Origin of the sequence: Bradyrhizobium sp. (genome assembly GCF_035701725.1) — a bacterium.
In the GTDB taxonomy this organism is placed as follows: Bacteria; Pseudomonadota; Alphaproteobacteria; order Rhizobiales; family Xanthobacteraceae; genus Bradyrhizobium.
Genome location: NZ_DASSRP010000319.1, coordinates 1 through 11,459, shown reverse-complemented (window position 1 = coordinate 11,459; position 11,459 = coordinate 1). Strand labels below are relative to the sequence as shown.

Below are 11,459 nucleotides of genomic sequence, written 5' to 3'. Positions count from 1 at the left end.
GTTCGGCTATCTGCCGCTGGTCATGGCGCTCATTGCGACCGGCATTCTCTCCTTCGGCTTGTGGGTGCACCACATGTTCGCAACCGGACTGCCTCGGCTCGGCGAGAGCTTCTTCACGGGTTCCAGCATGGCGATCGCAATTCCTGCCGGCATCCAGATCTTCTGCTGGCTGGCAACGCTCTGGGACGGCAAACCGGTTTTCAGGACGGCCCTGCTGTTCGTCATCGGCTTCATCGTCACGTTTGTAATCGGCGGCCTGACCGGTGTCATGGTCGCTTCCGTTCCCTTCGATACGCAGGTGCATGATACCTACTTCGTCGTCGCGCATTTCCATTACGTGCTGGTCGGCGGCGCCGTGTTCCCGCTGATCGGCGCCCTTTATTACTGGTTCCCAAAGATCACCGGCCGAATGATGAGCGAACGCATCGGCCGCTGGGTTTTTGCCCTGATCTTTGTCGGCTTCAATTTGACTTTCTTCCCGATGCATATTCTCGGCCTGCAGGGAATGCCCCGCCGCATCTACACCTATCAGCCGGACCTGCCCTGGCATGGGCTCAATCTTTTCATCAGCGCCAGCTCCGCTATTCTCGTCGCGGGCTTTGTCCTGCTCTTCTTTGATGCCCTGCGCAGCGCCAAATTCGGATCGCCTGCACCGGCCAACCCGTGGAACGCGCCGACGCTGGAGTGGGCAACGTCCTCGCCGCCTCCGAGCTACAATTTTGTCTGCGTTCCCGTGGTTCGTAGCCGCGATCCGCTGTGGCAGCCTTCCGACACACTGGCCGTCGCTTCCGGCCTGCGCACCGATCGGCGCGAGCTCGTCATCACATCGGTCGCTGCCGCCGAACCGCAAGCGCGTGAGGCTTCGCCGCGCAATTCGATTTGGCCGCTGCTGACGGCGATTGCGACAACCATCGAGTTGATCTGGTCGATCTTCTCACCCTGGGCCATCGTCTGGGGATCGATCCCGGTCGCCATCGCCCTCGTGGGATGGTTCTGGCCCAAGGGTGTGCCGGAGGACGAGGCATGAGGGAGCGGGCGGTCGTCGATCTTTCACGATTGCCGTTGCACGGCTTTGGAACAAGCAGTGTGACCTGGTGGGGTACCGCCGCCTTCATGCTGATCGAGGGCACCGGCTTTGCGCTTGTCATTGCCGTCTACCTCTATTTGATGAGTCTCGCCACGACATGGCCGATCGACGCACCACCTCCCGATCTGCTGCCGGGGACGCTGGTCACACTGATCCTGATCGCAAGCCTGGTTCCGAACTATCTGATCTCGCGCTGGGCGCAGGCGCAACAACTGCGCAAGGTGCGGATCGGCATTATCGTGATGTCGCTCCTCGGGATCGCACCCTTGGTCGTCCGAGCTTTCGAATTCAACGCCCTGCGCGTGAACTGGGACACCAACGCGTACGGCTCCGTGATCTGGGTGTTGCTCGGCCTGCACACGACCCATCTCATTACCGATCTCGTCGATACGCTGGTGCTCGCCGCGCTGGTGTTCACCCGCCATGGGCGAACCCCCCGGCGGCTGGGCGACGTACAGGACAACGCCATGTATTGGAACTTTGTCGTGCTGGCGTGGCTTCCTATCTATGGCTGCATTTACTGGGTCCCGCGCCTATGACGCTTTCACGTGCATACGCCCGTCTGGCGAGTTGGGCGGGCCTTTGCGTTTCCGCATCGGCCTGGGCGCTCAACATGCTGCTTGGCCAAATGCTTCCCTTTGTCGATTGCACCCGGCAGTCACATTTGTCCGCGCTGGTTTCCTCAGGCCTCACCGCGCTCGCATTACTAGCCGGATGCGTCTCCTGGCGATCGGCTTCCGCCACGCCCATGGGATTTGGCTCGCCCGAGACGCTTCGATTCGACGCGCGCCTCAGCGCGCTATCTGCAATCATGTTCGCTTTCGCGCTGGCTCTGCAAACGCTGGCGTCCTGGGCCTTGAGCGGATGCGAGCGCTAGGCTTCGTCACGGTGGCCTTTTTGCTCCACGCCGAGCGCGCTTCGGCGCACGCTGCCGCCGAGCCAACGCAACACCTTCCCTGGACGTTCGACCCCTGGATTGTTACGCCGCTCGCCATTTTCGCGGTGCTGTACACCGCGGGCAATGTTGCACTTCGGCAGCGAGGCAAACGAGGTGGGAGCCGGCTCTGGCTCGGCTGCATCTGTTGGGCAGGCTGGCTGAGCCTTGCCACAAGTCTGATCTCGCCACTGCACTGGCTCGGTGAACATCTCTTCACTTTCCATATGATCGAGCATGAAATCATCATGGCGATTTCGGCGCCGTTGCTGGTGCTCGCCAACCCGATCGGGACCATGCTCTGGGCCTTTCCGCGATCGCTTCGCGTCGGAATTGGCCGCCTGATGCGGCGCAATCCGCTTCGTCTTGCATGGCAATGGCTGACGGGACGGAGCCAGGCGACGGCGCTGCACGGGGCTGCGATCTGGCTGTGGCACGCGCCCGGGCCGTTCGATGCAGCCGTCACCAACCTCGCGATCCATCGCCTGCAACATCTGAGCTTTTTTTTAACCGCGATCTTGTTCTGGTGGTCGGTGCTGAGGCGAAACGACGCCGGGGTCGCAGCCTGGCAGGTCTTCATGACAATGTTGCACACGAGCTTGCTCGGCGCATTGATGGCGCTGGCGCCTCGCGTCCTCTACGGCGCTCAGACTGCGAACGCCTACGCTTTCGGCCTGACGCCGCTGCAAGACCAGCAGCTCGCGGGCATCATCATGTGGGTGCCCGCCGGCACGATCTATGCCGGGGTGGCGCTTGCACTCACGGCGGTCTGGATCAGACAGGTGGGCGAACGGACAAGGAATAGCGATGTGGTCGGCGCGACATAATCGCCGCTGGCCGTTGGCGGCCGCTGTAGTTCTAGCCCTCGCCGTCGCTATCGGCGCGACAACTGCCGTGACCTTGTCCTCGAGCCGTCAGAGTGAGCGCATTGCGAGCGCCATCACCGGCGGCGAACCGCGCCGCGCGCCCGCAATCATGCGCCAATATGGATGCGGAGGGTGCCACACCATCGCAGGAATTCCCGGCGCTGATGGTCAGGTCGGGCCTCCCCTTTCGGGCTTGATCAACCGCGTCTACGTCGGCGGCGTCGCGTTCAACTCACCCGACAATCTCATCCAATGGATTGTCGAACCGCGAACGCTATCGCCGCGAACCGCGATGCCAGACACCGGCATATCCGAAGCCGAAGCACGCGACGTCGCCGCCTATCTCTATGCGCACTAGGGCCGCCTAGGGCGCCGCTGTCGGTCGCGCCGGCAACGATTTGATATAGGCCGCGATCGCGTGGCGGTCTTCGTCCGAGAGCAAGGCGGTGTTGACCACGATCTCGCTCATCGAAGAGCCGACGCGGCCATGGTTTGGCGTCTGGCCGCTTTTCAGCATCTCCACAACATCCTGTTCGGACCAGCCGCCAATTCGCACCGGCGTGATATTGGGATAAAAACCCACGCCTTCCGGATCCACGCCACCTGCAAACCTGGTCTCCGGTTTGATTCCGCCCAGCAGATCGCGTGTGGCGTGACATTCCGCACAATGACCGAGACTCTCGACCAGATATCGCCCGCGATTCCATTTCATATCGCGGTTCGGATCCGGCTCGATCGGCGTTTGACTGAAATACAACGTTTTCCAAAAACCAACGAAACGACGGACACTGAATATCGGATTTATATCATGGGGCGGCGCGCGGCCCTTAACGGGCTCCAGCGTGCGTAGATAGGCCATCAGGTCGACCACATCTCCAGCACTCATATGCGCGAAACTGGGATACGGAAACACCGGATAGTAATGGCTGCCGTCAGGGGAAACGCCGCGCAGCAGGGCATTGGCCAGATCGCTGGTTCGCCAGTTCCCGATTCCGTCGACCGGATCGGGAGAAATATTCGGCGCGCGAAACGTACCGAACGGCGAGGCCAGAGCAATCCCGCCTCCGAGATGAAGACGGTCCGGCTGCCCCGGCGAGGCATGGCAGGAGGCACAATCGCCCGCGGCGAACACCTGCCGACCACGCGCAACATCGCCGGTGTCCGGAAAGCGACCCATTTCGGCCGCCGAAATCGGTTGCGGCATGGTGATCCGCCAGGCGACGACGAAGACGACGACCAGCGCTGTCACCGCCGCGACCGCCGCGTATCTGCGTACTGTACGCATGCGCATCGCACGCACTTTCCTTCGTTCGACCGTTCCATTGCGGAAAACGCTTGATGACCAACTTTGTACGTTCGCCGACGTTCCCGGCTCCAACAAGCCAAAATAGGAACGGCTGTCAGGTGCCCGGATTGTTCGATCAGGGTCAGCGAAAGAGCAGCTAGGCTTCTGGCTCACTGCGAACAGCCAGGCGGATGAGACCAATCATGCAGAAGGGCTTCGCCTACACCAGGCTCGCCGACCGCTTGGCGAGCGTCGCCGAGTTGTCGGAGCGCGACCTTGACCTTCTGACCCGGATGCCTTCCACGATAAGCCATCTTTCTTCCTACGATCGCGTGCAGCACAGGTCCGACCGTCCTTTGCGCTGCTGCCTGCTGCTGCAAGGCTATTTGTGCTGGCGAGACCAAACCGAACGGCAGATCACTTCGATTTACGTTCCGGGCGACATCCCCGACCTTCACACACTTTCCGTTCCGCGATTCGACGCGCATCTTACGGCACTCGGACCGACGGTGGTCGCCTTCGTGCCCCACGACTTTTTTTGCGAAATCTCCTCGCTCTCACCAGCGCTACGTCACGCGCTCCAATTGCTCGTCCACTCCGACATGGCCTGCCTGCGCAACTGGATCGTCAATCTCGGCAGCCGCGATTCTCTCACGCGTGTGGCGCATCTATTCTGCGAGATAGCCGTGCGACTTCGAGCCGTCGGCCTTGCCGGCGACGATCGATTTCCATCACCCTTCACGCAGTCCGATCTCGCCTCGGCTTGCGCGATATCGCCGGTGCATACCAATCGCATCATCCAGGAATTGCGGCGCAGACAACTGCTCACCTGGCAGTCCCGAACCATCACAATCGAACATCGGCAAGCGCTGTCCAGTCTCGCCCGCTTTGATCCCGGTTATCTCGGCATGAGGGAGGCGGTCACGTCCGAGAATCACGGAATACAACGCCCTGCAGCGCCGGCAACGCTGTCAGCGGCCCCAGCGTGTTACTGACGCAAGATCCGGCGATCATGCCCGCGCCGGGCGATCTCGCTGGCGAGCGCGGAACGGATTTCGGCGCCGACCGGGGACCAATCCCCGGCCACCTTTTGGCGGAACAGCCGCATCGTCGGATACCAGATAGTGGTGTCCGCTCGCGCTGGCCAGCGCCAATCGCATTCCGAATGCAACATCACCCACGTCGTGCAGCCCAGTGCGGCCGACAGGTGAGCAAGCATCGTATCCGGGCAAATGCACAGATCGAGTCTTTGGAGCCGCGCCGAGAGAATATCGATGTCGGGCGTACTGATGTCGATGGCGCCGATCTTCCTCACCACCTCGGCAACGTCCCCTGCCTGCACCGAGTAGAACTGCACGCCGGGCTGCTTGAGCCACCTGAAAAGCGCGGGAGGAACGACGCGCCGCCGATCCCAGTCACCCACATCCCAGCACAATCCAATCGAAAAGAGATTTCCGCCCGTCCTGTGATCGGAGCGATTACCGGCGCCGGGCCGCAAGTACGGATGGCGCATCTCGACCTGTTGACGGGTTGCACGAATTGCATGCGGGAGTTCCATGATTTCCACGTCGACATCGAAATCAACCTCCGGCGTGCGGTCATTCAATGGCAAGACGCGATCGACGCCGTCGACCTTCGCGATCACCGCGACCAGCGCCGGCTGACACCAAACCGTGACATGGCTTGCGATCTGTCGCAACGGGGACAGGAATCGGGCGAACTGGATCGTATCTCCCAGCCCGTGATAGCAGCGAACAAGCACCCGTCTTCCCCGGAGCGGTTCGCCGCGCCAGATCCGTTGAAGGTGACGCGGCCCTTCGTGCTTGACCGACCGCGAACGGGCCATATCGCAATCATTGATCTCCCAGGCGCGCGCAAAGTCCCCGGCCCGCATGGCGGCGATCCAGTCGGTACCCGTATCATCGCCCGGATTCGAATCGTTCGCCGCCGCGGACGACCTCATCGATGGACGAATTTGTGAAAGCGGCTGATTTTGCCGTCTTTGGTACGATCCTGGTACAGAAAGGCCAGCTTGGTCTCGTCGAACTTGCGAAAGAATTCGTCCCAGTCGATGCTGTCGAGGCCCTCGTCAGGCGGACCGAAGTCTATCCGCAAAATGCCCGCGTGCCCGTCATCTTCGGTTGCCTTGACAGTTGCGGGCCGCCCCTGCCGCTCGGTCGCCCATTTACGAATGACCCCATGATCTGTGGTGGTCTGGCTCTCACTCATTTTCGCCTCCATCGGTGAGTGCGCACCGATGGCAACGTCATCTGATGGATTTCGTTCTTATTCGCCGACACTTTCTCCCGAACCTGTCGGCATCATCTTCATCATCATCTTCCAAGAACGTTCCTGTGCCGTCCGGCTCAATCCTATCATGGGTTAAGCTTTTTCGATTCAGCAAGGCAAATTCAGATGTGCTCGACCCAGCCTGACGGAGGGAAAGGAACGAAGGCATCAGCCGCACGTTCGCGAGGTACTTACGTTCAAGAGGAGCAACGGACGATGCACTCACGGCTTCAGGACAGGCGCCGCGTTCGCGTAGGCATCGTCGGAGTTGGCAATTGCGCAAGTTCGTTCGTGCAGGGACTCACTTATTACCGGAATGCCAAGGCGAACGAACCGGTGCCGGGCCTGATGAACGTCGATCTCGGCGGCTACCACGTCAGTGACATTCAGATATCTGCCGCGTTTGACGTCAACGCGGAAAAGGTCGGCCGCGATCTCGCCGAGGCGATTTATGCACGGCCGAACAACACCCACCGTTTTGCGAATGTGCCGTACACAGGTGTCGCAGTACAGCGCGGACCGGTGCTGGACGGTATCGGCCGCTATCTGGAAGAGGACGTTCCCGTTGCCGATTGCCCGGAATGCGACGTCACCGACGTTCTTCTGAAATCGCGTACTGACGTCGTGGTGTCCTATCTTCCCGTCGGATCACAACAGGCGAGCGAATGGTACGCCCGGCGGGCGCTTGAGGCGGGCTGCGGCTTTGTGAACTGCATTCCCGTCTTCATTGCTTCACATCCGCAATGGGCGCAGCGTTTCCAGGCCGCGGGACTGCCGGTGATCGGCGACGACATCAAGAGCCAGGTCGGCGCGACGATCATGCACCGCGTGCTCGCCAATCTGTTCAGGGAGCGCGGCGTGCGGCTGGATCGCACCTACCAGCTGAATTTCGGCGGCAATACCGACTTCAAGAACATGCTCGAGCGCGAGCGCCTGGCTTCAAAGAAGATCTCGAAAACGCAGGCCGTCACCAGCCAGTTCGCTGTGCCACTCGATGAAAACGACATTCATGTCGGGCCCAGTGACCATGTTCCCTGGCTTACCGACCGCAAACTTGCCTATATCCGCCTGGAAGGAACCACCTTCGGCGGCGTACCGCTAAGCGCCGAAGTCCGTCTGGAAGTCTGGGACTCGCCAAATTCCGCCGGCGTCGTCATCGACGCGGTCCGATGTGCCAAGCTCGCAATGGATCGCGGCGTCGCCGGCGCTTTGAGCGGACCTTCCAGCTATTTCATGAAATCTCCACCGCAGCAGTTCAGCGACGAGGAAGCGCGGCAGCGAACGCGCGCCTTTATCGACGCCAAAGGATGACAATGACGAAAATTGTGCATCTGCTTCGCCACGGCCATCATGCCCTCCTCTCGCACGTGCTCTGCGGCCGCATGCCGGGCATCGAGCTCGATGAATTGGGCCGGCGTCAGATCGCGGCATGCATCGGCTCGATCCCGCGCAATGTCACTGCGATACAATCCAGCCCTCAGCGGCGCGCCCAGCAGTCGGCGAGTATACTAGCCTGGCCTCTCTGCATTCCCGTCGAAATCGTACCGGCGTTCGACGAGATCGACCTTGGCGACTGGACAGGCCGATCCTTCGTTGAGCTCGATCAATCCCCTGCCTGGAACGTCTGGAACAACCAGCGTGGCACCGCTTGCCCGCCCCACGGCGAAAGCATGCAATGTCTGCAGCAACGCGTCGTCCAGCATATCGAAGAACTCCGGAGCGAGCCGGCAGCTGGCGCAACCCTCATTGTCAGCCATGCCGAACCCATTCGGGCGGCGCTGCTGCACTACGCGCGCATAGCGCTCGACGACTTTCTCGCGATCGCCGTGGATCCGGCCAGCATCAGCACATTGTGTTTCGACGCTACCGGCGCGTACATCTCCCGGATCAATCAAAGGGTTTCCGTGTGAAGATCGTCATCTTCGGCCTTACGATCTCTTCGTCATGGGGCAACGGTCATGCCACCCTGTGGCGGGGACTTTGCAAGAACCTCATTCGGCTTGGCCACGACGTCGCTTTCTTTGAACGCGACGTATCTTATTACGCGGCCGCGAGGGATTTCCACGAACTGCCCGGTGGGCGGCTCGAACTCTACAGCGATTGGGAAACTGTCCGACCCACGGCACGCCGCGCCGCGGGTGATGCCGATGCGATCATCGTGACGTCCTATTGCCCCGATGCGACCGATGCCACCGCGCTTAGTCTCGATTGCGCGCGCGCGATACACGTTTTCTACGACCTCGATACGCCAATTACCTTGGCGAGACTGAGTACCGGCGAACAGGTCCCCTATATCGGCGCCGAGGGTCTCGGCTGCTTCGATCTGGTCTTAAGCTTCACTGGCGGCGATGCCGTCTTTCGCGAGTTTCGACGCTTGGCCGGCGCGCGCCGCATCGAGGCGTTGTACGGCCACGTCGACCCGGACATTCATCGGCCGGCCGCTTCCCAGCCGCACTACCGTGCGGATCTGTCTTATCTCGGCACCTATTCCAAGGACCGGCAGCATACGCTTGAATCCTTGTTCACGAGCGCGGCCGCCGTCCGGCTGGACCTGCGGTTTCTGATCGCCGGCGCGCAATATCCGCCGGACTTTCCGTGGTCGCCGAACATCTATTTCGTCCGTCACCTGCCACCATCCGAGCATGCCGCTTTCTTTGCGTCTTCAAGGCTGACGCTGAACCTTACTCGCAAGCCGATGGCCGAGATGGGCTGGTGTCCATCGGGACGCCTGTTCGAGGCCGCCGCCTGCGGCGCACCGCTCCTGAGCGATGTCTGGGAAGGTATTACCGAATTTTTCGAACCCGGCACCGAGATCCTGCTCGCGCGCGACAGGAGCGACGTGCTGGCGGCGCTTGAACGCCAGGATGACGAATTGAGACGGATCGCGGCTCACGCCCGCGAACGCACACTCGATCAACATAGTTCGGCAAGACGCGCGCGTGAGCTCGTCGCGCTGCTTGAAGGCATACAGCAGCATGACGCCTCCCAACCGGCGTTTGAGGAGAGCTGACATGTGGGGCGTGGTTCCGGCCGCTGGACGCGGCAGCCGAATTCAGCCATTGGCATTTTCCAAGGAACTGCTTCCGGTCGGTAGCCGCACCGACAATGGCCTCGCGCGGCCTTGTGCCGTCGCCGAATATCTGGTCGAGCGCCTGATCCTTGGCGGCGCGGACAAGATTTGTTTCGTCATTTCGCCGGGCAAGTCCGACATCCTCGAATATTTCGGCGATAGCTATGGCCGCGCGCAACTCGCCTATGTGGTTCAACCGCATGCGCTGGGGCTTTGCGACGCCGTATTCAGGGCTCGCACGGTGGTCGGCTCGCAGGAGGATATTCTGGTCGGATTGCCCGATACCGTCTGGTTTCCAAGTGCCGCGCTTGGCTCCCTTCCCGAGGTTGCGCTGTCATTTCTGCTTTTTCCCGTCGAACATCCGGAGCATTTCGATGCCGTGGTGCTTGACGGCGAACAGGTCAAGGAAATCCAGGTCAAGCAGGCGAATGCATCGTCGAACTGGATATGGGGCGCCTTCAAAATGTCCGCGTCCGGATTTCGCGATCTGCTGCTGCTGTGGGAACAGCGCGGACGGCAGGACGAATACTTTGGAACACTCGTGAACAGCTATCTCGCGGCCGGCGGCTACGGCGTCGGCGTCAAAGCCGGCAGCTCCTACGTCGATGTCGGCACGATCGACGGGTACCGGACTGCTATCGCGCTGCTCGCCGCAACATCCGAGAAAGACAGCAAGCGTTTCACCCTTCTCGCCGCGTCCGGAGCAGATACCGCATCGATCGCCAACTCCGATCGAGGAGGAGTGTCGTGACCTCCCTGCTTTCACGAGACGAGATAAGAGAGCGTATCGATGCGCTCGGTCCCTGGTTTCACAATCTCGACCTCAACGGGGTGCCCACGGCGCCATACCATTTTCTCGGCGATTATCCCAACGTGAAATGGCGCAGATTCGCGAGAGTGATCCCGGAATGTCTTGCGGGAAAATCCGTGCTCGATATCGGCTGCAACGCCGGTTTCTATGCGATGGAAATGAAGCGCCGCGGTGCCGCGCGCGTGCTCGGCCTCGACACGGACGACGAATATCTGGCGCAGGCAAGGTTTGCGGCTGAGGTCAGCGGCCTCAAGATCGAATTTCGAAACCTCTCGGCCTATGACGTCGGTCAACTCGGCGAGAAGTTCGACCTCGTCATTTTCATGGGCGTGCTCTACCACCTTCGTCATCCGCTCCTCGCGCTCGACCTGATCCACGAACATGTCGCGGCCGACATGCTGCTGTTTCAATCGATGCAGCGCGGCGCCAGCCGAGTCGACACGATCGACAAGAATTACGATTTCTGGACAACGGAGCATTTCGACAGTCCCGGTTACCCGAAGCTCCACTTTATCGAACATCGATATGCCGATGATCCGACCAATTGGTGGGCGCCGAACCGCGCCTGCGTCGAGGCCATGCTGCGAAGCGCGGGCTTCATCATCGCAGCGCATCCCGAGGAGGAAGTATATCTCTGCCGGAAAGGCGCACGGCCGCGGATCGAAGACCCGATTTCTCCAGGGCGGAACGCTGCAAAATGATCGAAGCGGCAAAAATCTGGAACGAGCCCAACAACAAATCGCATTGGGACCTGCAGCTCGATCCCGACTGGAAGCACTATGCCGCCATGGCGATCGCTGCGGGAAAAGCGATCCGGTCGGTCCATTCGTCATTGCCGCGCGTGCTCGGCGGCATCTCCCCGATCGATCCGCACTTCATCGCCAATATGAAGGACAACGGCGTGCTTGACCATGTCGATGCCGTCGCCGTTCACGGATTTCCGCTGGATTGGAATCTCTGGAAGATCGAGGCTTGGCCTGACAAGCTCGCGGAGATCCAGGCGCTCGTCGCGCTGCCGGTCTGGGTGACCGAGGTTGGTGTGTCGTCGTTCGGGGCCGACGAGGTCCAAGATTGGGGTCTCCAGCGCACGGCCGAGCTGCTCGCGGGACGTACGCCA

The 11,459-nt window shown here is 61.0% G+C and carries 13 protein-coding genes and 1 pseudogene; 11 read left to right on the top strand and 3 right to left on the bottom strand.

All coding sequences use genetic code 11. The features are described 5' to 3' along the window. The 4 genes from VFL62_RS19135 to VFL62_RS19120 form a co-directional block, all read left to right on the top strand. On the top strand, nt 1-1,027 hold a 1,027-nt coding region (locus tag VFL62_RS19135; protein ID WP_325173949.1), incomplete at its 5' end, for a cytochrome c oxidase subunit I. After that, entirely contained in the window at nt 1,024-1,626 is a 603-nt protein-coding gene (locus tag VFL62_RS19130; protein ID WP_325173948.1) for a cytochrome c oxidase subunit 3, read from the top strand. The genes VFL62_RS19135 and VFL62_RS19130, both read left to right, overlap by 4 nt. Before the next feature lie 43 nt (nt 1,627-1,669). Next, nucleotides 1,670-2,848, top strand: coding sequence for a cytochrome c oxidase assembly protein (locus VFL62_RS19125; RefSeq protein ID WP_325173947.1), 1,179 nt, complete (start codon nt 1,670-1,672; stop codon nt 2,846-2,848). Further along, nucleotides 2,829-3,245: a c-type cytochrome gene (locus VFL62_RS19120; protein WP_325173946.1), complete on the top strand. Its 417-nt coding sequence runs from the start codon at nt 2,829-2,831 to the stop codon at nt 3,243-3,245. Before VFL62_RS19125 ends, VFL62_RS19120 begins: the two co-directional genes overlap by 20 nt. A 6-nt stretch (nt 3,246-3,251) precedes the next feature. On the opposite strand, the gene VFL62_RS19115 is transcribed toward VFL62_RS19120, so the two are convergent. Next, on the bottom strand, nt 3,252-4,178 hold the full coding sequence (locus tag VFL62_RS19115) for a cytochrome c (RefSeq protein ID WP_325173950.1): 927 nt from the start codon (nt 4,176-4,178) through the stop codon (nt 3,252-3,254). A gap of 197 nt (nt 4,179-4,375) precedes the next feature. On the opposite strand from VFL62_RS19115, the gene VFL62_RS19110 reads away from it, so the two are divergent. Continuing rightward, entirely contained in the window at nt 4,376-5,167 is a 792-nt protein-coding gene (locus tag VFL62_RS19110) for a Crp/Fnr family transcriptional regulator (protein ID WP_325173945.1), read from the top strand. Here the strand turns inward: VFL62_RS19110 and VFL62_RS19105 are convergent. Then, nucleotides 5,161-6,135: a hypothetical protein gene (locus VFL62_RS19105; protein ID WP_325173944.1), complete on the bottom strand. Its 975-nt coding sequence runs from the start codon at nt 6,133-6,135 to the stop codon at nt 5,161-5,163. The genes VFL62_RS19110 and VFL62_RS19105 overlap by 7 nt on opposite strands. Then, the gene (locus VFL62_RS19100; protein ID WP_325173943.1) at nt 6,132-6,401 is read right to left on the bottom strand and encodes a hypothetical protein; all 270 of its coding nucleotides are present in this window, start codon (nt 6,399-6,401) and stop codon (nt 6,132-6,134) included. Before VFL62_RS19100 ends, VFL62_RS19105 begins: the two co-directional genes overlap by 4 nt. A 276-nt stretch (nt 6,402-6,677) precedes the next feature. On the opposite strand from VFL62_RS19100, the gene VFL62_RS19095 reads away from it, so the two are divergent. From VFL62_RS19095 to VFL62_RS19070, 6 genes and pseudogenes are all read left to right on the top strand, one after another. Beyond that, nucleotides 6,678-7,772, top strand: coding sequence for an inositol-3-phosphate synthase (locus VFL62_RS19095; protein ID WP_325173942.1), 1,095 nt, complete (start codon nt 6,678-6,680; stop codon nt 7,770-7,772). Between the two features lie 14 nt (nt 7,773-7,786). Beyond that, a complete protein-coding gene (locus VFL62_RS19090) occupies nt 7,787-8,371 on the top strand; it encodes a histidine phosphatase family protein (RefSeq protein WP_325173941.1) in 585 nt (194 codons plus the stop codon). Then, nucleotides 8,368-9,471 (top strand): CgeB family protein, encoded by a 1,104-nt coding sequence (locus VFL62_RS19085; RefSeq protein WP_325173940.1) that lies wholly within the window; start codon nt 8,368-8,370, stop codon nt 9,469-9,471. Before VFL62_RS19090 ends, VFL62_RS19085 begins: the two co-directional genes overlap by 4 nt. A 1-nt stretch (nt 9,472) precedes the next feature. Next, nucleotides 9,473-10,282 (top strand): nucleotidyltransferase family protein, encoded by an 810-nt coding sequence (locus VFL62_RS19080; RefSeq protein ID WP_325173939.1) that lies wholly within the window; start codon nt 9,473-9,475, stop codon nt 10,280-10,282. After that, nucleotides 10,279-11,043, top strand: a complete 765-nt coding sequence (locus tag VFL62_RS19075) for a TIGR04290 family methyltransferase (protein WP_325173938.1) — start codon at nt 10,279-10,281, stop codon at nt 11,041-11,043. The genes VFL62_RS19080 and VFL62_RS19075 overlap by 4 nt, the downstream gene beginning before the upstream one ends. Next, a pseudogene (locus VFL62_RS19070) lies at nt 11,040-11,459 on the top strand (beta-xylosidase); the annotation flags it as partial. The gene VFL62_RS19075 and the pseudogene VFL62_RS19070, both read left to right, overlap by 4 nt.

What these genes read in the sequence shown, in the direction of transcription:
- VFL62_RS19130 (WP_325173948.1), top strand. Translation starts at nt 1,024, where the DNA reads ATGAGGGAGCGGGCGGTCGTCGATCTTTCACGATTGCCGTTGCACGGC.
- VFL62_RS19120 (WP_325173946.1), top strand. Translation starts at nt 2,829, where the DNA reads ATGTGGTCGGCGCGACATAATCGCCGCTGGCCGTTGGCGGCCGCTGTA.
- VFL62_RS19115 (WP_325173950.1), bottom strand. Translation starts at nt 4,178, where the DNA reads ATGCGCATGCGTACAGTACGCAGATACGCGGCGGTCGCGGCGGTGACA.
- VFL62_RS19110 (WP_325173945.1), top strand. Translation starts at nt 4,376, where the DNA reads ATGCAGAAGGGCTTCGCCTACACCAGGCTCGCCGACCGCTTGGCGAGC.
- VFL62_RS19105 (WP_325173944.1), bottom strand. Translation starts at nt 6,135, where the DNA reads ATGAGGTCGTCCGCGGCGGCGAACGATTCGAATCCGGGCGATGATACG.
- VFL62_RS19100 (WP_325173943.1), bottom strand. Translation starts at nt 6,401, where the DNA reads ATGAGTGAGAGCCAGACCACCACAGATCATGGGGTCATTCGTAAATGG.
- VFL62_RS19095 (WP_325173942.1), top strand. Translation starts at nt 6,678, where the DNA reads ATGCACTCACGGCTTCAGGACAGGCGCCGCGTTCGCGTAGGCATCGTC.
- VFL62_RS19080 (WP_325173939.1), top strand. Translation starts at nt 9,473, where the DNA reads ATGTGGGGCGTGGTTCCGGCCGCTGGACGCGGCAGCCGAATTCAGCCA.